30 protein-coding genes are annotated in these 20,987 nt (G+C 40.5%); 28 read left to right on the top strand and 2 right to left on the bottom strand.

Going from position 1 to position 20,987, the window contains the following annotated elements:
- Positions 1 to 3 precede the first annotated feature (3 nt).
- From yqbG to MHI20_RS08225, 7 genes are read left to right on the top strand one after another with little or no spacing between them, the layout of a single operon-like run.
- Positions 4 to 387: a protein YqbG gene (yqbG, locus tag MHI20_RS08255; protein ID WP_024719690.1), complete on the top strand. Its 384-nt coding sequence runs from the start codon at positions 4 to 6 to the stop codon at positions 385 to 387.
- Positions 384 to 740: a YqbH/XkdH family protein gene (locus tag MHI20_RS08250; RefSeq protein WP_203143600.1), complete on the top strand. Its 357-nt coding sequence runs from the start codon at positions 384 to 386 to the stop codon at positions 738 to 740. The genes yqbG and MHI20_RS08250 overlap by 4 nt, the downstream gene beginning before the upstream one ends.
- A complete protein-coding gene (locus MHI20_RS08245; protein WP_025207873.1) occupies positions 737 to 1,234 on the top strand; it encodes an HK97 gp10 family phage protein in 498 nt (165 codons plus the stop codon). The genes MHI20_RS08250 and MHI20_RS08245 overlap by 4 nt, the downstream gene beginning before the upstream one ends.
- A 4-nt stretch (positions 1,235 to 1,238) precedes the next feature.
- Positions 1,239 to 1,694, top strand: a complete 456-nt coding sequence (locus MHI20_RS08240) for a phage tail terminator family protein (protein WP_203143598.1) — start codon at positions 1,239 to 1,241, stop codon at positions 1,692 to 1,694.
- Positions 1,681 to 1,893, top strand: a complete 213-nt coding sequence (locus MHI20_RS08235; protein ID WP_008344108.1) for a hypothetical protein — start codon at positions 1,681 to 1,683, stop codon at positions 1,891 to 1,893. The genes MHI20_RS08240 and MHI20_RS08235 overlap by 14 nt, the downstream gene beginning before the upstream one ends.
- A 3-nt stretch (positions 1,894 to 1,896) precedes the next feature.
- Positions 1,897 to 3,243 (top strand): phage tail sheath family protein, encoded by a 1,347-nt coding sequence (locus MHI20_RS08230; RefSeq protein WP_024719687.1) that lies wholly within the window; start codon positions 1,897 to 1,899, stop codon positions 3,241 to 3,243.
- A gap of 1 nt (position 3,244) precedes the next feature.
- Positions 3,245 to 3,688 (top strand): phage tail tube protein, encoded by a 444-nt coding sequence (locus MHI20_RS08225; protein ID WP_003213309.1) that lies wholly within the window; start codon positions 3,245 to 3,247, stop codon positions 3,686 to 3,688.
- Positions 3,689 to 3,964: 276 nt separating this feature from the next.
- On the opposite strand, the gene MHI20_RS08220 is transcribed toward MHI20_RS08225, so the two are convergent.
- Complete coding sequence (locus MHI20_RS08220) at positions 3,965 to 4,021, bottom strand: putative holin-like toxin (protein ID WP_229200408.1); 57 nt, start codon at positions 4,019 to 4,021, stop codon at positions 3,965 to 3,967.
- Between the two features lie 184 nt (positions 4,022 to 4,205).
- Between MHI20_RS08220 and MHI20_RS08215 the strand changes: the two genes are divergently transcribed.
- From MHI20_RS08215 to MHI20_RS08120, 20 genes are all read left to right on the top strand, one after another.
- Positions 4,206 to 4,646: a phage tail assembly chaperone gene (locus MHI20_RS08215; RefSeq protein WP_012011040.1), complete on the top strand. Its 441-nt coding sequence runs from the start codon at positions 4,206 to 4,208 to the stop codon at positions 4,644 to 4,646.
- Between the two features lie 41 nt (positions 4,647 to 4,687).
- Complete coding sequence (locus MHI20_RS08210; RefSeq protein WP_008344097.1) at positions 4,688 to 4,825, top strand: hypothetical protein; 138 nt, start codon at positions 4,688 to 4,690, stop codon at positions 4,823 to 4,825.
- A gap of 1 nt (position 4,826) precedes the next feature.
- Positions 4,827 to 8,819: a transglycosylase SLT domain-containing protein gene (locus MHI20_RS08205; RefSeq protein WP_414642633.1), complete on the top strand. Its 3,993-nt coding sequence runs from the start codon at positions 4,827 to 4,829 to the stop codon at positions 8,817 to 8,819.
- A complete protein-coding gene (locus MHI20_RS08200) occupies positions 8,812 to 9,480 on the top strand; it encodes a LysM peptidoglycan-binding domain-containing protein (protein WP_007500584.1) in 669 nt (222 codons plus the stop codon). Before MHI20_RS08205 ends, MHI20_RS08200 begins: the two co-directional genes overlap by 8 nt.
- An 11-nt stretch (positions 9,481 to 9,491) precedes the next feature.
- Positions 9,492 to 10,502 (top strand): XkdQ/YqbQ family protein, encoded by a 1,011-nt coding sequence (locus MHI20_RS08195; RefSeq protein ID WP_017367933.1) that lies wholly within the window; start codon positions 9,492 to 9,494, stop codon positions 10,500 to 10,502.
- The gene (locus MHI20_RS08190) at positions 10,499 to 10,765 is read left to right on the top strand and encodes a DUF2577 family protein (protein WP_039169977.1); all 267 of its coding nucleotides are present in this window, start codon (positions 10,499 to 10,501) and stop codon (positions 10,763 to 10,765) included. The genes MHI20_RS08195 and MHI20_RS08190 overlap by 4 nt, the downstream gene beginning before the upstream one ends.
- A gap of 14 nt (positions 10,766 to 10,779) precedes the next feature.
- Positions 10,780 to 11,202: a DUF2634 domain-containing protein gene (locus tag MHI20_RS08185; RefSeq protein ID WP_277518958.1), complete on the top strand. Its 423-nt coding sequence runs from the start codon at positions 10,780 to 10,782 to the stop codon at positions 11,200 to 11,202.
- On the top strand, positions 11,195 to 12,241 hold the full coding sequence (locus tag MHI20_RS08180) for a baseplate J/gp47 family protein (protein ID WP_039169972.1): 1,047 nt from the start codon (positions 11,195 to 11,197) through the stop codon (positions 12,239 to 12,241). The genes MHI20_RS08185 and MHI20_RS08180 overlap by 8 nt, the downstream gene beginning before the upstream one ends.
- Positions 12,228 to 13,151, top strand: a complete 924-nt coding sequence (locus tag MHI20_RS08175; protein ID WP_256688670.1) for a YmfQ family protein — start codon at positions 12,228 to 12,230, stop codon at positions 13,149 to 13,151. The genes MHI20_RS08180 and MHI20_RS08175 overlap by 14 nt, the downstream gene beginning before the upstream one ends.
- A gap of 11 nt (positions 13,152 to 13,162) precedes the next feature.
- On the top strand, positions 13,163 to 13,546 hold the full coding sequence (locus MHI20_RS08170; protein WP_017359000.1) for a phage tail-collar fiber domain-containing protein: 384 nt from the start codon (positions 13,163 to 13,165) through the stop codon (positions 13,544 to 13,546).
- Between the two features lie 15 nt (positions 13,547 to 13,561).
- Entirely contained in the window at positions 13,562 to 14,434 is an 873-nt protein-coding gene (locus tag MHI20_RS08165; protein WP_159145062.1) for a hypothetical protein, read from the top strand.
- A gap of 10 nt (positions 14,435 to 14,444) precedes the next feature.
- A complete protein-coding gene (locus MHI20_RS08160) occupies positions 14,445 to 14,774 on the top strand; it encodes an XkdW family protein (RefSeq protein ID WP_047946741.1) in 330 nt (109 codons plus the stop codon).
- Entirely contained in the window at positions 14,771 to 14,947 is a 177-nt protein-coding gene (locus tag MHI20_RS08155; RefSeq protein ID WP_017367927.1) for a phage portal protein, read from the top strand. The genes MHI20_RS08160 and MHI20_RS08155 overlap by 4 nt, the downstream gene beginning before the upstream one ends.
- Before the next feature lie 209 nt (positions 14,948 to 15,156).
- Positions 15,157 to 16,362 carry a hypothetical protein gene (locus MHI20_RS08150; protein WP_039169964.1) on the top strand — a complete coding sequence of 402 codons (1,206 nt, stop codon included), beginning with the start codon at positions 15,157 to 15,159 and terminating at the stop codon, positions 16,360 to 16,362.
- Positions 16,363 to 16,802: 440 nt separating this feature from the next.
- Positions 16,803 to 18,200 (top strand): hypothetical protein, encoded by a 1,398-nt coding sequence (locus MHI20_RS08145; protein ID WP_234925066.1) that lies wholly within the window; start codon positions 16,803 to 16,805, stop codon positions 18,198 to 18,200.
- A 12-nt stretch (positions 18,201 to 18,212) separates the two neighbouring features.
- Positions 18,213 to 18,533 carry a hypothetical protein gene (locus tag MHI20_RS08140; RefSeq protein ID WP_039169961.1) on the top strand — a complete coding sequence of 107 codons (321 nt, stop codon included), beginning with the start codon at positions 18,213 to 18,215 and terminating at the stop codon, positions 18,531 to 18,533.
- Positions 18,530 to 18,673 (top strand): XkdX family protein, encoded by a 144-nt coding sequence (locus MHI20_RS08135; protein WP_178897252.1) that lies wholly within the window; start codon positions 18,530 to 18,532, stop codon positions 18,671 to 18,673. Before MHI20_RS08140 ends, MHI20_RS08135 begins: the two co-directional genes overlap by 4 nt.
- Positions 18,674 to 18,709: 36 nt before the next feature.
- The gene (locus tag MHI20_RS08130; protein WP_017367922.1) at positions 18,710 to 18,922 is read left to right on the top strand and encodes a BhlA/UviB family holin-like peptide; all 213 of its coding nucleotides are present in this window, start codon (positions 18,710 to 18,712) and stop codon (positions 18,920 to 18,922) included.
- A gap of 12 nt (positions 18,923 to 18,934) precedes the next feature.
- Positions 18,935 to 19,198, top strand: coding sequence for a phage holin (locus MHI20_RS08125; protein WP_019743388.1), 264 nt, complete (start codon positions 18,935 to 18,937; stop codon positions 19,196 to 19,198).
- A 19-nt stretch (positions 19,199 to 19,217) separates the two neighbouring features.
- Positions 19,218 to 20,036, top strand: a complete 819-nt coding sequence (locus MHI20_RS08120; RefSeq protein ID WP_326378526.1) for a peptidoglycan recognition protein family protein — start codon at positions 19,218 to 19,220, stop codon at positions 20,034 to 20,036.
- Between the two features lie 46 nt (positions 20,037 to 20,082).
- On the opposite strand, the gene MHI20_RS08115 is transcribed toward MHI20_RS08120, so the two are convergent.
- Positions 20,083 to 20,232 (bottom strand): hypothetical protein, encoded by a 150-nt coding sequence (locus MHI20_RS08115; RefSeq protein ID WP_161796760.1) that lies wholly within the window; start codon positions 20,230 to 20,232, stop codon positions 20,083 to 20,085.
- A gap of 116 nt (positions 20,233 to 20,348) precedes the next feature.
- Here MHI20_RS08115 and MHI20_RS08110 point away from each other — a divergent pair, with 116 nt between their 5' ends.
- Entirely contained in the window at positions 20,349 to 20,933 is a 585-nt protein-coding gene (locus MHI20_RS08110) for a hypothetical protein (RefSeq protein ID WP_047946744.1), read from the top strand.
- Positions 20,934 to 20,987: the final 54 nt, after the last annotated feature.

Below are 20,987 nucleotides of genomic sequence, written 5' to 3'. Positions count from 1 at the left end.
GCTATGATCATTTCTGCTGAGGAACTACAAGCCTATTCTGTATTTGATCGCGTGAAAAATCGTTCTGTAGAGAGACTAGCGGCAGATATTATTGAAGCAGAAGCAGCGGTATTTCAAATTGTCGGGCACGATTTTACACATGAAAAATATCAGCCCATTCCTGAAAAAGCAAGGATCGCCTTATTAAAAATGGCCCAGTATTTTGCCATGCTGAATGATGATGAATCCATGATGAAAGGCTTGACTTCAGAAAAAATGGGTGATTATTCATATGCAAAGGCAGCGGACAAAGTAAAAGGCAGACCTTATGTGTATGCTCTTCTTGTTGATTATATTGAACCTTCACTAACTGGCGGCAGCGCCAATTTAAAGGTGAGATCATTATGAGTTATGATTCTCTATTAACGGATCGCTGTGATCTTTTTCACTTAGAGAATGAGGAGGCGGTCCGCGGCAAATTTGGTATACCAGCAGGGGATCTGCAAACGGACATCTCTTATCCTGATACACCAAGTATGAGAGATGTGTCTTGCTATGTTGTAGAAAAAATCCAGTCACTCGTGCAAGAAGAACCGAATACAGTCATCTATCAGTCCTATCTCGTCCATTTCCCTTTAGCAAGCGACATTCGCTTGCATGACAAAATGGTGTGGAACGGCATCTCACTCAAATTGCAGCAGCCAAAAAGAGTGAAAAATCATCACATGGAAGTGATGGCCGTCAGAAAGGAAAACCTATGAAAATTGATGGACTTGACCGGCTGCTATCCCAGCTCCAACAGGCAAATAGTGGCGGCTTAACGGCGCAATATCAAGAGTGGTTACAGGAAATGGGCTTACAGTTTTTAGACATCATTCAAGATGAAATCATCAAAGAAAAGGCTGTTGATACAGGCCGTCTCCTCAATTCCTTTCAAAAAGGTGACAAGGAGAATCACTTTCTCACTTCCCGAGGCGGGCTCACGCTAGAAGTAGGGACACAGCTCGATTATGCCTCTTACGTGAATGATGGACATGCCATTTCTTCAAATGGAGAACGAAGATGGGTGCCTGGCAGATGGAACGGCAGCCGCTTTGAATATGATCCGAATGCCAGTACTGGCATGATGCTTTCATCTCAATGGATTGAAGGAAATGGGTACTGGGATCATGCCGTCATGCTCTATGAACAAATGTTTGAACACTCGCTGGATCGAAAGCTTCAAAGCTGGATCGATCGACATTTTGGGAGGTGATGGAATGAATCAAGAAGTCGGGGCAATCATGCATTATATATACACACGCTATCCAGTGAAAATGTATGATCGTCTTCTGCCAGAGCGTTTTCAAGTGCCATCTGTTTATGTGCCGCCAGTGACTGTCATTAGTGGTCCAGATACAGTGTCTACTTTTATGAAATCTTATTCGCTGCAAGTGAAAGTGTTTCATATGAATACAGAAAAAGCGCATGATGCGGCGGAAACAGTCGTCGATGCATTGCTTGCTGATCGTCAAATCATTCAGATGATCAATGAAGATGGAGAGGTGCTTGATGATTATGTCCGCATAAAAAGAGTGGAAACTAGAATCATAGATCAAGGTGTAGCAGCGATTGTCCTGACGTGGGATAGCAGCTATTGGTACAACCGAGATAAACAGCCAAGCCTAGAAGATATCAATTTTTCAGATGGGGTGATCAAACGTGAGCAAGACTAAAAAAACACAGCTCGATCAAACAGCGGGCGAAGAAAAAGAATTTGGCTTTTCATTTGAAGCCTTAAAAGAGCACAGTAAGGATCTTTTTGGGGTAAAACCAGAAATCCTTGAAGGTGCTCTTTTTTATATCAAACATCAACCAATTACAAAAACAGAAGCAAAGAAGCATATCGATGCTTTTTTGTCCAAGGAGGTTTAAAGGATGAACGGAGGCACTTTTACACCAGGTACAGAGAAAAAGCGTCCTGGCATTTACTTTAATTTTAAAACAACAGCAGAGCAGCGAATTACTTTAGGCGAGCGAGGAACAGTTGCACTTCCTCTTGTCATGAGCTGGGGAGAACCAAAAACCTTTATTTCCGTTTCCGATATGGAAGACTTAAATAAAAAGGTCGGGCTTAACATTGATGATAAGTCACTTCTTCTTTTCCGTGAAGCGAAGAAAAAAGCGCAAACGGTCTTGCTTTACCGCCTAAACGAAGGAGAGCCAGCCAAAGCGGAAATCGCAGAAAACTTTGTGGTCACAGCCAATTATGGTGGTCAAAAAGGAAATGAGATTACCATTCAAGTGGCAGAAAATGTACTCGACAGCACAAAACGTGACGTTATCACCTATCTTGGAACAGATATTGTCGATAAACAGGTGGTCACAGATGTCAAAGATCTTGTGAAAAACAAATACGTTCAATTTTCTGGTGAAGGCGAAGCGGTCATTACTGCTGGAGCGGCTTTAAGCGGCGGGAAAAACGGTGTGGCAAGTGTCGCAGATTATACAGCTTTCCTAGAAGCAGCTGAAACGGAATACTTTGATGTTATTGCACTCCCAGTCGATAATAGTGAGCAATTAAAAGCAACATTCGCGTCATTTATTGAGCGTTTACGTAATAAGCAAGGACGTAAGGTGCAAGGCGTTGTGGCTAACTATGCAGCTGATCAAGAAGGTATCATCAATGTCACAAGCGGTGTTGTTTTAGAAGACGGAACAGAACTCGCGCCTGCTCAAACAACAGCTTGGGTCGCAGGAGCAAGTGCAGGAGCGACTTTTAATCAGTCACTGACCTTTGTTGAATACGAAGGCGCAGTCGATACATTAGAGCGTCTTGATAATGATCAAGTAGAATACCGTTTATCACAAGGAGAGTTTCTTTTCACTTTCGATGCAAGAGACCGCACGGTGAGCGTTGAAAAAGATATTAACTCTTTGACAAGCTTCACGGTTGAAAAGAACCAGCAAATGGCGAAAAACAAAATCATCCGTGTGCTAGATGCAATCAACAATGATTTAACATTTGAACTGAAAAATTTGATTAAATTACGCAAAGCCAATGGCAATGACATTCCAGCATCTGATGATGGAGTGCAGCTTGTGAAAACACTGATTACACAGTATCTCACACAACTTCAAGATGGCAGCGGTATTACAGGCTTTAACTCAGAAACAGACATCGTCATTGGCCTCAATGAAGATCGTGATGGATTTATCATCGATTTAGCAGTACAGCCAGTAGACGCAGCAGAAAAATTCTATTTCAATGTGGAGGTGAAGTAAGATGGCTTTTAAAGCGCAAAATACAATCTCAGGTAAAGAAGGTCGTCTTTTCTTAGAAGGTGAGGAGCTTGCCTTTATCAAAACGTTTGAAGCAAACGTGGAGAAAAATAAATCAGAAGTGAACGTAATGGGCCGCCGAATGACTGGCCATAAAACAACTGGGGCAAACGGAACAGGAACAGCAACATTCTATAAAGTTACGTCACGTTTCGTTCAACTCATGCTCAACTATGTGAAAAAAGGGGAAGATCCTTATTTCACTCTTCAAGCGGTAATTGATGATAAATCATCAGGCCGAGGCACAGAGCGTGTGACATTATTCGATGTCAACTTTGATTCAGCTAAAATTGCTGGACTAGATGTCGATTCAGAGGCACTTGAAGAAGAAGTTCCATTTACATTTGAAGACTTTGATCTGCCTGAAAAGCTGAAGAATTCTTTCTAAGAAATGCGGAGGAAATTAGCTAATTAATTAGCTAAATAAAAACCAAATATGCTATAATGCAAATGTAATGAAAAATGAATGCATTTGTAATGCACATTGCAATAAATGATACACAAAATTATGTTTACATGCAAAGCGATTTGCATACAATAAAAAGAAGCCAGGATGCGCTAACATCCCGGCAATGTACAATGAGGCCCTTCAAGGGGCTGGCTTATCAATTAGATAGTTTTAAGGATAGACTTTCCCTTTCACCTACCAAAGCTCAAGGGGAGTCTATTTTTTGTTTATATACGTCAACAAAGCAAGGATAAACATCCCGAATAAAAGCATTAGGGAAATCGCTTGGAACGTTGACATGAGCATCACCCCCTTCCTATCGGGGATGAGCCAGACACCCTTGAGCAAGCCGTTCAATTGTACGAGTTATATTATACATGAAAAGATTGGAAAGCACATTCAAAAAATGGATGTGCTTTTTTGTATTCAAAAAACAAACAAAAGGGAGTTTTTAAACATGAGCGAAAAACAAACATTTGATCTTTCATTTTTTATGCCAGGACAAACAGTAGAAGCGGAAGAGGTCAAAGTGCCAATTTCTAAGCGTTTTGTTGATAAAAAAGGGAATGTCATTCCTTTTGTCTTCAAAGCGATTACTACGGAACGTATTGATGAACTGGAAAAAGAAAACACCACGTTCAAAAATGTCAAAGGCAGAGGTCGTGTGAAAGACTTAGACAGCCAGCGCTTCTACGCACGAATTGCCATTGAATCGACGATTTATCCAGATTTCCGCTCAAAGGAATTAAGAGAAGCCTACAGCACACAAGATCCAGTTGAAGTTGCAAAACGTGTTTTATCTGTCGGCGGTGAATATGCAAACTGGTTAAACAAAGCGATTGAAATCAATGGATTTGAAGACGAAATTGAAGATTTAGAAGAAGCAGCAAAAAACTAATAAAAGATGGGGATAAGGAAGCGGTGTTTTTATATTACGCCATGCACGAGCTTCACTATTCCCCATCAGAACTCCTCGATTTATACGAAGCACCAAGACAATTTAAGGCATTCTTATTCGGACTCATTAGCTACAAACTCGACATGCTAGAAAAAGAAGCAAAGAAAGGAGGGAAATAAACTGGCGAAGCTCACTGCACGATTTGAATTAGAAGACAAAGTATCAAAGAAGCTGTTGCGCATTCAAAAACGATTTCAAACGTTTGAGAAGCAGCTCAAACCATTTAGAAAACCGGTGAAAATAAGCCTGGAAATGGATGAAAAGAAGCTAAGGAACCTCAATTTATCGATTAGAAGGTTTTCTGTATTATCCATGAAGCTAGATCAAGGAATCTATCGTGATCTCAAATCATTAACAAACCAGCTGAACATGATACCGAAACAAATGGTCATATCCATTCAAGCAAAAGGACTAGATGTCATTAAATCCAGTATAGATCGCTTAAAACAATCACAAGCAAGTCCAATCCTGCTGACGTTCAAACTGAATGATCAGTTGTCAGGAAAAATGTCATCAATCAAAAAATCAATCCTTCAGCTCATGAACAGAACGTACTATATGAGATTAAACATGGTTGACCAAGCCACCGCTGCCATTCAACGAATCAAAAAGACACTCAAAAGCTTGACAATGGCTAAACACGAAATCAGAGTATCTGTTCAAGACAATGCAAAGAGTAAGTTGAAAAAACGAGATCAGGCAGAGTCAGTTGTGAAAGAACAAAACATAAAAAAAGAACCTGAGGCTGTTAGTCCGTCGGTTAAAACGGATGAACCTAAACAGGGTTGGCTCCAGAGCCTTGCTAATAAAGGATTAAGTGAAATTGAAAAATATGCAGGTGATGTTGCAGACAAGGTGAAAGAAAAATTAAGTCCTAGAAAGTTTTGGGACGAAAAGGCACTTCCTTGGGTTGAAAATAAAATGGAAGAGTACAAGCAAGATGTAATCGGAAGAATAAAAGAGAAGATTAAGTTTAATCCTGAAAAAAAACTAGATGAATTGGTGAAAACTGGATTAGATAGACTCTTAGGTGCAAGTGATCAATCAAGTGAAAATAACAGTACCACTCCGGCGCCAACAACAGCGCCAACAACGGCGCCAACAACAGCACCAACAAATGCAGCTCCCAACAATAAACCTCAGCCGCGAGGTGGTAAAGGTTTGTTTCGCAATAGTTGTTGTCCCTGTTGTGCAAGAGGTTTAAGCAGGGGAGGATCTACTAAAACCAAAAATAGAAATGGTCAATCACCAAGACAACCTAGAAATCCAAATGCCACAACAAGAACCGAAATGAATAGAAGACCTCCAAGTAAATTAGGGGATGCGTTGAAAAATATCGGTAAAGGGAGCGGCAAATTATTAAAGAAAGTACCTATTCTAGGCAGTGTACTTAGTGCAACAAATCTAATCGGTATGAAAAAAGAGAATGCTGGTGAAAAGATCGGTGCGACTGGAGGCGGCATCGCCGGAGGGATGGCAGGTGCAGCAGCAGGTGCAGCTATTGGAAGTGTAGTACCAGGAGTAGGCACAGCCATCGGCGGCCTAGTAGGCGGCATCGCTGGCAGTATGGGCGGAGAATCTATCGGTGAAACAATTGGAAAATGGTTTGATGGCGGCGGATTTGAGAAGATTGGCCAAAAAGCCATTGAAATCAAAGATCAAATTGTTGAAGTGTGGTCTACAGTCGCAGACTGGTTTATCCAAAATGTGTGGACGCCATTAAGCAGCACGGTTGGCACGGTAGCAACCACGATCTGGACAAGTCTAGTCAATGCCTGGACATGGATACAAGAAACATTCAGTGCAGTTGCAGGCTGGTTTATCGAAAACGTCTGGACACCACTAAGTGGTACAGTCGTTACAGTAGCAACCACGATTTGGACAAGTCTAGTCAATGCCTGGACATGGATACAAGAAACATTCAGTGCAGTTGCGGGCTGGTTTATCGAAAACGTCTGGACACCGCTAAGCGACACAGTCGTTACAGTAGCAACCACGATCTGGTCAAGTCTAGTCAATGCCTGGACGTGGATACAAGAAACATTCAGTGCAGTAGCAGGCTGGTTTATTGAGAATGTGTGGACACCGCTAAGCAGCACAGTTGTTACAGTCGCTACTGGGATTTGGACAGCATTATCAAATGCGTGGAAAACCATTCAATCAATTTTTGGAGCAGTATCCTCTTGGTTTATGAACAATGTATGGAATCCGCTTGTAGAAACGGTTGGAACCATCAAAGATAGCATTGGTAAGAAGTTTGAAGAAGCGTATAAAGTGGTGACAGATATATGGAATGGATTATCCAAATGGTTTAAAGATAATATTCAGACACCGATCGTAAAAGTGGCTGGTGCCATAAGTGATGGTTTTTCTAAAGCATTTAACTGGGTTAAAAAGATTTTTGACAAAGCGGGCGATGGCATTAATTTTGTAGTAAAACATTTATTTGGAGATCCTGATAAAAAAGCCACAGGCGGCTATATCACCCAACCTACCTTATCATGGATTGGTGAAGCAGGTAACGAATTTGTCATTCCAACTCAAAATAACCGGGGACGCGGGAAGATGCTGCTTGCACAGGCTGCTTCTCATCTTGGAATGTCTGTTGTGCCAAGCAGCAGCGGAGCAGCAAGTCCAGTTTCTAGCTCTTCAGCTCCAATAACGCCTAATGCTCCAGCAGCTCCAAATACTTCTGCCGGTTCGATTGGTGGAACGGTTTCAATGAATGGAAACATCCAATCTGCCAGCATAGGCGAGCAATTTAATCATGATTTTGAACAAGGGCTGAATCAAAAGGTGGTTTCACTTGATCAATGGAAGCAAAAAAACATTCAGCAGCCATTTAATCAAATGACATCAGATTCAGGAAAGTACGGACAACAAACGGTATCGGCATTTGCTACTGGCCAGCAAATGACACCAACAGGAACTGACAGCTTTTTGCAAAGTCGTGTAAAAGCACCATACCAACAAGTGATGACAGCATCACCAACTTGGGGTTCTGGAACTGTTAGTGGCTTTGCAACAGGTCAAAATGCCACATCAATTGGCACAAGCCAATACGTAGACCAACACGTCAAACAACCATTCCTGCAAGCCAAACAAGAATCACCAGGATGGGGTTCAGGAATGATCGACGCCTTCAATAGCGGCATGCGTTCAAAAGCAAGTGAAGTCACACAAGCTGCCAAAGAAATGGCGAAGAAAGTGGAACAGGCGTTTAGAGAAGAACTAGACATTCATTCTCCTTCACGTGTCATGATGAATTTAGGGAAATTCGCATCGATTGGTGTCGTCAAAGGGCTCGATTCAGTTGATGTGAAAAAGTTTGCTGAAAATCAAGCGGGTTCATTAATCGGAGCGTTCAGCGGTATGGGTGCTTCAGGTCTTAGTGTTCAGCAATGGCTCATGGCAGCTCTGATGGCGACTGGCACATCGATGAGTTGGCTTCCAGGTCTTATGACAATCGCTCAGCACGAATCAAATGGTAACCCGAAAGCCATCAACTTGTGGGATTCCAACGCCAAGAAGGGAACGCCTTCTAAAGGGTTAATGCAAACCATTGGAACGACCTTCCATTCCAATAAAGGCAAGGGCATGAATGATATTTGGAACCCAATTCATAATGCCGTAGCAGCCATTAACTACATTAAGGGCAGATATGGAACAGTCTTCAATACACCGGGATTACGGAGTATGAGAAGAGGCGGTCCTTATAAAGGCTACGCCAATGGCGGTCTGATTACTCAGGAGCAGGTAGCTAGAGTCGGTGAAGGAAACAAACGCGAATGGATTATTCCAGAAGAAAGAGGCATTCGCGGGAGATATTTATTGACGCAGGCAGCAAAGGCACTTGGGATGCAAGTCTATGATCCATCAAATGCATCTGCTCCTTTACCAGAATCACAGATGCAGCAAGTCACCTCAGCACAGTCAGCTGGGACTGCAACAACGTCAGGAAATAAACAAATCACCATCCAGTTCAATGGTGATCAGCATTTCCATAATGGACAGGATCAGCAATCGCTTGTCGAAAAAATTAGACAAATGCTTGTAGACGAACTGGAAGTAGAGCTTCAGACAGGAACGAAAGGGGTCGTGATCGATGGGTAAATCAGTGTATCAATTGTGGATTTCCCAAGGCAAGGAGAAGTTGCGATTCCCTGTGCTTCCATCCGAACTTGAGATCACAAATAATGTACAAAATGAAACAGTGAAGGTCTCCTCCTTTGGAGAACTGACTTTTATTGATGTACCATCGGCTAAACAAGTATCATTCACCTCATTATTTCCTAAGAAATATTCGCCAATTGCTGAATATAAAAGCATTCCATCACCAGAGAATGCAATAGCGAAAATTGAACGAATGATGCGTTCAAAGAAGTCTGTGCGACTAATTGTGACAGGGACTAAAATCAATATGACGTGCAGCATTGAGAGCTTCACACACAAGGAAGGGTCTTATGACATAGGGGATCGTGAATTTACGATCGAGTTAAAGGAATATAAAACCGCATCGCCTAGGAAAATCAAACGAAAGAAAAAAGCGAAACAAACCAAAAAGAAAAGACCCTCAAAAACACCACCAAAATTGTACACTGTCAAAAAAGGAGATACTCTTTGGGCCATTTCAGGCCGTTTTTATGGCGATAGTACAAAATGGCGGCGTATTTGGAATGCCAATAAAGCAGCGATGATCAAACGAAGTAAACGCAATATTAAACAGCCGGGACATTGGATTTTTCCAGGGCAAAAATTGAAAATACCACAATAGGGGGGCTGACATTGATTGAGCTTTTTGCCATCAGAAGCGGCACGATGTATGAGCTTGTCACAGAGAGTGTGACACTTCAGGGGCAAAGGTATCAGGCCCCTCGCTCTATTCAGGCGAATATTATCACAAAGCAAGGCAGTCAAACATATTACCGTGTCTCAGAAGGAGACACGGTTCTTTTTAAATGGAAAGGAAAAGAGCTGTTCAGAGGCATCGTGTTTTCTAGGACGCCTGTTGAAGGAAAGCTGACCTTTACCGCATACGATATGCTCCAATATTTAGTGAAAAACCAAGATGTATATGTTTTTTCAAATCAACGGGCAGATCAAATTTTGAGGCGGATCGGGGCAGACTTTCAAATTCCTATGACATCCATCGCAAATACAGGACATGTCATGAAGTCTCTCGTTTTTAAAAATGACACGAGTTTATATGACATCATTTTAAAAGCATTGAAAGAAACGAAGCGGCAAACCGGTAGAAATTATCAAATTTATTCTGCTAAAGGCAAGATGGGGCTGAGAGCTTGGCCCGATCCAGAGGACGTGTGGGTCATTGAATCAGGCGTCAACCTCATCGGTTATCAGTACAGCACCTCCATTGAAGAGACAGCAACACGTGTGAAGATGCGCACGTCTGTAGACGAACAGGGGAAGAATAAGAAAAAAGGTAGCAAATCAGATATTGTGGTGATCGAACAGGATAAAGCGGGTCAGAGTCAGTACGGCATTTTACAGCATGTGGAGACGGTCACAGGTCAAATCAACCAGCCGCAGCTTCAAAAAAGAGCGAAAGTACGCCTAGCTGAAAAAAAAGGCGTCAAACAAGAAGTGAAAAGCATACAAGCACTCGGAATCCCTGAACTGCAAAGCGGTCTGCCAATCTATTTGAAAATCCCTGAAATCAACATCAAAAAAACCTACTGGATCGATCAAGACAAACATGAATTCAATGGAGTGAAGCACACCATGACAATTGACGTCGTTGAGAAAAATTCCATGCCAAAGGGTGATCAAGCATGAGATTAAGTGAAGCAATTAAACGACTCGCTGTCAATGCAGTAGATGCAGCTTCTCCAATTGATCTGGTGATTGGAGAGGTCACAATGGCTTCGCCTCTTCACATCCGATTAAATGAGAACAGTAAGCTGATCATTCCAGAAGAACTGCTCATTTGGCCTAAACGCTTAAATAAGGGTGAGGATGATGAGTTGAAAAAGGGAGACAGCATTATGGTACTTGCAATGGCAGGAGGGCAGTCCTTTTACATCATCGACAAATTGTAAGGGAGGTGATGAATGTGGCACTTTCACCAGAGGAAGAAATCGAGGAAACAGAAGAAGACGAAGAGGTAGAAACCTCGACGACGTATCGCATAGATTTTGAAAATGGTAGGCTGACAAATGAAGCCATTACAGGCATTGAAGCGATCCGACAATTTATTTATATGACATTGCGAACAGAGCGCTATGCACATCCCATTTACAGTCACGACATTGGCGCTGAAATTCAGGAGCTATTGACCGATACAGAAGCAACAGATGAATACAAAGAAATGGAGATTCCAAGATTGCTAGAAGAAGCATTGGTCGTTGATGAGCGGATTGATCATATTGAAGAGATAGAAGTCACGAAGCAAAATGATGCTTTTCAAGTCAAACTAGCCATTGTCACAGATGAAGGCACATTAGAAATAGAGGAGGTGATGGAGGGAGATGTTTGAGGAGCAAACGTATGAGGCGTTGATGGAAAGAATGCTGGACAGGCTGCCAGATGACATAGATAAAAGAGAAAACAGCGTCATTTGGAATGCCTTGGCACCTGCTGCTGCTGAACTGGCTCAGTCGTATATTTGGCTTGATCAAGTATTTGAGCTTGTCTTTGCTGATACAGCACAGGGGGAATTTTTAGATCGACGAGCAGCAGAAGTGGGGATTGAACGAAAGCCAGCCACCAAAGCGGTCTGGTCCGTAACCATTCAACCAGAGAACGTAAACATTCCAGCAGGATCAAGATTCTTTATTGAAGATGTTTATTTTCAATTTTCAAAGGACGGTACACTAGAATGCGAGACAACAGGTACAGTCGGCAATGGGCAATTAACAGGTCAGCCGCTGCTATCGCTTGATACCATTCCGGGTCTAGAGTCGATGATCATGAAGGAATTGGTGATACCAGGGCAAGAGGAAGAAGATGATGCGTCATTATACGATCGGTATTTAATACGCGCAAGGCGAGAGGCTGTCAGTGCCAACAGAGCACATTACAAAAAGTGGGCCGAGGAAGTGGTTGGTGTCGGCAGAGCGAAAGTTTTCCCGCTATGGAATGGAGAGGGAACGGTCAAAATTGTCATCACAGATGGCAATCTAGATGTAGCATCTGAGCTTCTTGTCAAAAGGGTCCAGGAGTATATCGATCCTGTACCGGGAGAAGGAGAAGGGCAAGCTCCTATTGGCTCAAAAGCAACTGTGGAAAGCGCCAAGTGGCTGGATATTGACGTAGAAGTGTCCGTCGAACTTCAGATGGACTGGACACTTGAGGGTGCGCAAAAAGAAATAGAAGAAAAGGTCAAAGCGCTGTTAAAATCAATCGCATTTGAAAAAAGTACGATTCGAATGTCCGCCTTAAATGATATTTTGTACCATTCAGAGAGTGTGTCCGATTATGCAAACGTCTTATTGAATGGGGAGTCAAAAAACTTAGTATTACAGGACATTGAGATACCACGTCTGAGGCAGGTGAAGGTTATTGAGCAAACTTGATGAAATGAAAAACTACTTGCCGCCTTATTTCACAGAGATTTATGATGTGGATCATTTACTAAAAACGGAGGCGCCAGAGTTTGAACAATTGGATGAATCCATTTTTGATGTAACGGATCAATTTTTCCCTTTAACAGCGACGTGGGGATTGAATCGGTGGGAAAGAATGCTCAAGGTGCAGCGAGAGTCAGATGATTCGATTGAGCTGCGCAGAGCGCGATTACTTAATATGATGTCGAACATTCCACCAATTACGTATCTTTCATTAGAGAAATCTGTGAATCGATTTCTTAAAAATCCGAGTGCGATCATCCGACTTACAACCAATCGTTATCATTTTGCATTGCGTGTCAACCTGGATGACCTGCAAAACACAAGATATATCGTCGAAATACTCGAAACGTTAAAGCCAGCACATTTGGCGTATACGTTCACCGCCATTCATCATACCGATGTTCATGAAACAAATGATCATCACCAGCGGCTCACACTGCGAAGCAGAGTGGGCTTTTTCGATCATATTCCAATTTTACTCAATGGTGAATTCGTATTAAATGGAACGTTCTATCTCAGTGGGATACGAGGTACTACGGAGGTCCCTGCTCGCTTTAGGCATTCATTAAAGATGAGAATGCCGCTTCAACAAGAGAAAGAAACAGCATATCGTCTGAATTATGTCATGACTGGAGCATCGCATGAAACGAAGCAAGCAGCTACGCTGACTTTGCGCGCAAAGAACCAGCTTTCACATCAAACGAAAAAGAGGATGACGTTCCGCTTACCGGTACATGTTCAAAATGAACAAGGCGGCAGTTTACTGATCAAGGAGCATTATTGGATTCTCGATGGATCCATTCCGCTTGATGGATCAAAAATGCTAGCAGCAACTTCTAAAAAAATAGACCTATAAGGAGGATCACAATGGCTGATCAATTAACCGTAACCACACTATATGCACGTCAACAAATGGCAAAGGCACGAGCAGAAGGAACAAAACTCACAAAAGTCGTCAAAATGGCATTCGGAAATGGAGGAACAAAGGATGGAAAACCGATCTCTCTTGACGGAACCGAACAAGCACTCAAAAAAGAACTGATTCAAAAAAATATTGACTCGTTTACCTTCATGGAACCGGCAAAAATCCGCTACACCTGCACCATTGCTGAAGGAGAACTAGCAGGCGAAGTCATCAATGAACTAGCCCTTGTCGACGAGGCCGGCAAATTCACCGCCATCCGCACCATGACAGACAAACAAAAAGACGGCGACATCGAATTTGTTTTTGAGATTGATGATATTTATTAATGGAGGGGAAAAGAAGTGGACATAAAATCACCTTTACCGTTTGAAACCTCTGACAAAGCCCATGCCAACTTATTTAACCGGATGGTCAACACACTTGTGGAGAATGACAATGCGCTCAGTCAACAAATAGCAGGGATCACGAATGAAAGCTTGTTTATTTTAACAGGCGACCAAGCCATTCAAGATGCATCAGTCAGCGGTGAGCAATATCCAAATGGGATTACGTTGATGGCTATAGCGAATGATACCGGATATCCTACAAAATTAGGTTTTGTGAAGAACGAAAAAATGAATGAGTATCGTTTTATACAATATTATTATGGCAACGGTAATGAAACAACTAGTTATTTTACTAGTACTGGTATTTGGTTTAGACAATGGTATATAGCCTCAGGGTGGACAGAGTGGCACAAAATCTCTGGTTTTCTTCATACGAACATTGGTACAACTGGTAAGCAGTTGCTTAATAATGCTGAACGACAAAAAATCCTTTTTAATCGAAAAATCAAAGATAGTCACAATCATTTTGATATAAAAAATAGTCGTTTTATTTGTCCGGAAAACGGAATGTATCTAGTAAACGCTGGAGTCTATATTGAGACGGTTCAAATGTATGCAAATTTTGAGCTGTCTATTTTTTTAAATGGTAAAAATTATAAAAATATATCTCATTATAGACATCTCCCTGCCACACCCTCTGAAACGGCAAAACTTGATATAGGTTTATATGGGGCTGCGAATGTTCCAGCTAATAAAGGAGATTACGTTGAAATTTACATGTATATAGGCTATGCGGGAAATTCTGATCGTTATATATCTGATAATTCAGGTTGGTACAACTATTTCGATATTACGGAATTAGGCGGCCGCAATTTCCCGAGAGTGTAGGAGGATTCAGATGATTTTATATGAAGCCATTAAGTATAAATACCCCGATGCGGACCCGCAAAAAGATTTTGAACTAAGAAATGATGGCGATGGTTCGTATTTAAACGAGTGGCATCTAGATGTGCCAAAGCCAACGGTAGAAGAGTTGAAAAAATGGTGGGAGGAATCCCAAGCCAACCCGAGGTATGAACCACCTCTTCCACTAGATTATCTAGCACAAGAAGTAGCCAAAGAAAAGCTAGTGAGAAAACAGCTTGAACACCAATGTGATCTTCTAACAAATGAACTAAAGGTGCTAAAAAATGAGATCCTTTTCATTAAAGGAGAGAGTGAAACATGAATTATTGGGTTATGGCATTATATTTCCAATGGGTGACACCTGAATTAGTTAAAGAAGCAGTTGAATTAGGTGATTGTTCGATGGAAGATCTAAATGCAGGATACGAGCAAAGGATGCTCACTTTAGAGCAGTTGCAAGAAATAAAACAAGCATCAAGAGTGAAAACTGAATAGAAATAAATTGACCATACCTGATTTTTCAATGACATGTTCAAAGCACTACTTGAGAACGATATTAGAGCAGTTCTTAAAACATACAAATGATGCGAGAATACAGCAGCTAATACAAAAAAGCAGAAATGTGATGATTCACAGAGGGATTAGATAACATTATATAGTGGAAGGAAGCGTATAGTGATAATAGATTTGAAAGGAGAATGATCATGGAGATTAAGACACCACGCACTTTTAAAACAACTGATAAAGCCCATGCTGATCTATTTAATGACATGGTTGAGGCTTTTCTTGACAATGATGTGGGTCTATTAGAGTCAATCAATCAACATATGATAGATATAAATCCACATGCATCTGAAGCAGAAAAGAAAAAATGGAACGATTCTCAGGGCTATAAAATTACAGCGGATAATGGAAGTCATTTAATTAATGTGCGAGCTGATGCTAGGATTTTTGATATGATAAAAGGAAAAGGAACGTGTACTTTTTATGCAGCTTCTGGAGTCGAAGATTCCCCATCAAATCTTTCATTGAGAGGATTACAGACAGTAGGCCAAGATAACATTGGTACTGGCTTTGCTGTAGATATTGCTGGTAATGCTTATAGTTTTTACTATAATGCTGCAGATACTACTATTAACTGGACAAAGCTCCCGTCAAATGCTGAAAGAAATAAATGGAATGATGGGCAATTGTCTAAGATTACTTCAGATAATGGAGGGGTGATTCTATCTGTTTCAGATGGTGAAGATTTACTTGAAAAGGTTGTTTCTTTAGGCCCGAAGCATGGTACATTTTATGCCACAGGTAAAGCATTAAACAGCCCAACTACAAGATCATGTCGTGGTATGTATCATTTTACTTCTCAAGATAGTAATGGAAAAGGTACATTTGGATGGGTCATAGCAATAGATTATAACAATTACATGTATACAAATTATCTTGATTTAAATTTGGGGTGGCAAGGCTGGAAACGTGTTTTAACAAAGGAGGATATGGATGATACTTCTTTTGTTGATACGTATGATCTCGATAATTCTTCTGTATCAGCCGTTGAAAATGTTCCAACAAAACTGAATTTTGGTGATACAAGATCAGACGATTTAGGAGAGTATAATCGTTCGCGAGCTGAAATTACACTGAAAAATAATGGTCTGTATTTAATTAGGCTTTATCTTAATAGCAATAACATTCCTGTTGGATCAGATAGCATTTTGTCATGTTATGTGAATGGTACAGAATTTCAACGATTAGGTAATTGGAATCCTGTTATCTCATCAAGTATATGTGTATTGTACCTTCAACAAAAGTTTAAAGCGGGGGATAAGTTAACATTTTATATTACACCCAAAAACACTGGAAGAACTATTACAGTAAATAGGGCTTATGTTACTTTGTCACAGCTAAGGTAGGATTATTTGAAAAATAAAGTGTGTGTGCAAATCGGTGGAAGCTGTCATTCAAAACTTAATGACGTTCACTTTTACTAGATTCTATTTTATGTGTTCAATACAACAAAGGAACGAGAACAGAAACTCAATGCACAATACATGTTGTTAAAATTATTGGGTCAAATTGCAGGAAGAAAGAATGAGTTTGACTCTGTTGTTTTTACAATAAAGGAAGGGAATAGACCCATGCAATCGATCCACTTTATTGGAGTGGCGTCAATCATAGGTAAGGGCAGACGTGACAAATTAATATTATAAAAATCAGGATATTTGAAAAAATATGTACTCAATATTGTTCTAATGACTTGAATCCTAATGAATTCATCACGTTTGGTTCCAAATCTAAGAACGAAGTGAAATAACTGATTTTTATCATAACATCACCTAATTCGTAATGTTTTTTGGAAGGAGAAACAATCATAAAAACACCTCAACCTTTTAAGACGAGTGATAAAGCTCATGCAGATCTCTTTAACGATTTAGTGAAAATTTTGATTGAAAATGATCAGGAACTACTAGAACAATTCAACCTTCATAAGGGAGATCCAATTCCTCACGTATCTGGTTCAGAAAAGAAAAAATGGAATGAATCACAGCTATATAAACTGACAAATGATAATGGGTCCCAATTGATTAATATCCCTGCTGGTGGCAGTATCTATGAGGGAATTAAAGCGCTAGGGGCTTGCTCATTTTATGCGCCAGGTGGTTCTGGAGTAGTCGATTCTCCAGCTATAGGAAATGCTGCATTAAGAGGCTTTCAGCTAGTAGGTCAAAATAATATCGGTGTAGGAATCGCAATCGACACTTCAGGTAATGCATTTTGTTTTTACTATCATGTGAATGACATTGCGATCAATTGGCTGCAAATGCCTACTCAAAACGAAAAAAATAAATGGGATGCAGGACAATTATCTAAAATTACTGCTGACGATGGAAAAGCTTTTGAAAGAATTAATGCGGAGGATCCTAGTATTTTAGATAAGCTGATAAAATTGCCGGGAGTTCATTCATGGTACATTCATGAATCACATCCAGATCTTCCGACAAGAAGTTCCATGAGGGCTTTGTCTGTTTTTAGTGAGAATACCTATGGATGGGTCATCGGTGCAAACAATACAGGAGATGTCTATATTAACCGTTCAACAACTGATGTAACGGGTACACAACAAGAGTGGAGCGGTTGGAAACGTCTCAATGACCATAACCTATTAAATTCAAAGGGATTAAGACTTTCAATGTCAATAGGAACTGATATTTTAACGCTGCCATCCGGCTTTTACTTTGCTGTAGGATCTAATATTGTAAATATGCCTGTCGATAATGATTCTTCTTGGTTTAATATCGATATCTTAGAAACTGTAAATGGTAGAAAGACCATTCATGTCTGCAGAAGTTACGACAACACTCATTGGTTCGGAACAGTCCATACTGATGGTGTTTTTAAAGGATGGAAAAAACTAGTGACTGATGCTGATTTTGAAAATGTTAAGTGGCTAAATGTAACCTTAGGTAATGGTTCTTCTATTGGAGAAAGACCAGTTGAATATACTAGATGGGGAAATTTATTATTGTTGAGAGGTCACCTAAAAGCAAATAGAGAAGTTATCTGTGGAAGTATTCCAATTACAGGCTTACCAGATAAAGGACTAGTAGTATCAGTTCCCGTATCAGGTACAACGGGTCATAGTAAATTACTTATATACAAAACAGGAGAGCTAAAGCTAACTGGTTTATTATCAGCAAATGATAGTGCGGTAACTGGCTACTATTTAGACACGGTCATCCCATTAAATTAAGGAAGTGATAGTATGATACAAGTCTATGAATACAATCATCGATACGAATTGGTCAGACCTATAGAAGTGTCTCAGGTGGATGACGAAGGAAATTATGTAGTGCCAGATCAATGTACAACAATTGCTCCACCTAATAATCCATCCTTCTATAAAGCAGCATTTGATGTGAAAAAACAACAATGGTATGAATCAGCGACCCAAGAGTATATAGACAGCTTAAAATCGGCCCCTCTCCCGCCAAGTGATATCGAACTTTTAAAGAAACAAAATGCTTTGTTATCAAAACAATTAACGCAGCTATTAGCTATGCAAAAAGTAGGTGCTTCAGAATGATGTTTCCAACTGTAGCGGATATCAAACAATTCTGGGACTGGCAGTGTTACGGCCCAGAGGACATTGCATTTTATGTAAGCATTGGCTGGATCTCGGCAGAAGACTATCAAAATATAACTGGAGAAATATACAAAGCCTAATGGCTTTATTTTTTTGCCGGAAAGAAGGTGATTCAAATGGAAGTAGATGTCGTTCAAAACTTAATGACACAAGGCCCATTCGCCGTTCTTTTTTGCTGGATTCTGTTTTATGTTCTCAACACTACAAAAGAACGAGAAAACAAACTCAATGAGCAAATCGAGGCGCAAAATGATGTGTTAGCAAAGTTTAGTGAGAAGTATGACGTCGTGATCGACAAGCTCGATAAAATTGAACGGAATTTAAAATAGGAGGAAAACATCATGAAAACATTCGACAAAGGCACTGTGATTCGCACAGTGCTTCTTTTTATTGCGCTTATCAACCAAACGCTTGTCATGTTTGGACAAACAGTGCTGCCGATTAGCGAGGAGCAAGTGCAAACCGCAGGAGAGGCACTATATGTGGCAGGTTCCACAATTTTCACAATGGTCACTGCCGTGATCGCTTGGTTTAAAAATAATTATGTGACCTATAAAGGTCAATTGCAAAAAGATGCCCTGAAACAAAGAGGGTTAACAAAATAATTTTTGAAGGAGAAACAATATGGTGAAGATCATTCAAGCACTCATCCCAAAACAAAATCGCAACAGACCAGGAAACAGGATGAAGCCGCTCTATATTACGGTGCATAATACATCGAACACTGGACGGGGGGCTGATGCGGCAAATCATGCAGCATTTGTTGCTCGGGCAAGTACCGGGGTTAGCTGGCACTACACGGTCGATGATCAGGTCATTTATCAGCATTTACCTTTAAACGAAAATGGCTGGCACGCAGGAGATGGCAGGGGAACCGGCAATATGAAATCAATTGGAATTGAAATTTGTGAAAATGCAGGCGGTAACTTTGAACAAGCCGTTGAAAACGCCCAATGGCTCATTCGAAAACTGATGGGGGATTTAGGAATTCCTTTATCAAACGTGGTGCCGCATAAGCATTGGAGCGGGAAAGAGTGTCCGCGTAAGCTGTTAAATCGGTGGGATGGCTTCAAAGCTGGTATTGCATCAGCATCAAGTCAAATGACAACAGCTAAACCTGTGAAAGAAACATCTATCAAAACCATATCAACGAGATCAACATCTAAAACCAACAAGGTCAAAAAAACATACAGTTTGCCTGCAGGTATTTTAAAAGTGACGAAGCCTCTTACAAAAGGGTCAGCTGTAAAAGCTGTACAACAAGCCTTAGCATCGATTTATTTTTATCCTGATAAGGGAGCGATCAATAATGGAATCGATGGGTACTACGGACCCAAGACTGCGAATGCAGTGTCTCGATTTCAAATGATGCATGGGTTAACCCCAGATGGCATATATGGTCCAAAAACTAAAGCAGCTCTTCAAAAAGCATTGAAAAAATGAACAAAGTAAAGCCCCTGGCCATAAAGGTCAGAGGCTTTTTTGATGTTTATTTTTCAGGAGATGTTTTTCTGAAAACCTTCTTCACTATGTTTGATCCCAAAAAAACAAAGGCTCCAAAAGTAAGAAGTGTGACTCCAAGAGATACCAAACCGATAAGTGGTGCAATAGTCCGCATTAAATCTGCCTCGACATTCATTACTAAAACCACCTTTCTTAATTCTTCCTTAAAACTCATTGTACACATTTACATATCTATTTATGTATGATTATACTTGCTATGTATTTAAATGTAAAACGGAAAGGAGAAACAAAATGAAAGCCAAAATCTTTATGTTATTGTCTGCCGTTGTTTTGATTTTAGGTTTAGCCACTCCATCGTCTAGTTTTGCAGCTCAGAAAGAAACACAAAAAGAAAAAGTACCATTTTTAAATAGTCTGATTACTGAAGAGGTAATGACTACTGATATTCCATCAACTGATTTTGAAGGTAAAACCGAAAAGACATACAGTAACGGTGTAAAAGTCGTTACAACTGTGGAAGACACCAGTCCTATTAGCACAAAAGCAGATAGTTTCTGTGGTACAAGTGGGAAAGCTGTTAGAGCTACTTTTTACTATGGTGGAACAACTGTTTTGACATTAAAAACAAATATTATTTACGAAAAATGCAGAGACAATAAAGTGAAATACAAATCAACTGATTATTTCACTGCGGCTGTTACAGATGGAAGCAGTGATTACGGTTCAAAAACTTACAAAGCACAAAAAGGTTCAAGAAATGTTTTCACTTGGACTGGAGAAGTTAACAAGGTGTCAAGTAAGGTTTATAAAGGTGACGTCATTTGGCGTATACAAATTGATGGCTATGGTGTACAAGATAGCACTGTAATCGGCTGATTAAAAGCCCTTCCGTTTGGAGGGGCTTTTTAATTTGACTTTAAATTTAGTAAA

This window comes from Bacillus sp. FSL K6-1106, from assembly GCF_038005245.1.
Classification (GTDB): domain Bacteria; phylum Bacillota; class Bacilli; order Bacillales; family Bacillaceae; genus Bacillus; species Bacillus altitudinis.
Note: the sequence above shows the minus strand (reverse complement) of the source record. Positions and strands in the feature narration are given on the sequence as shown.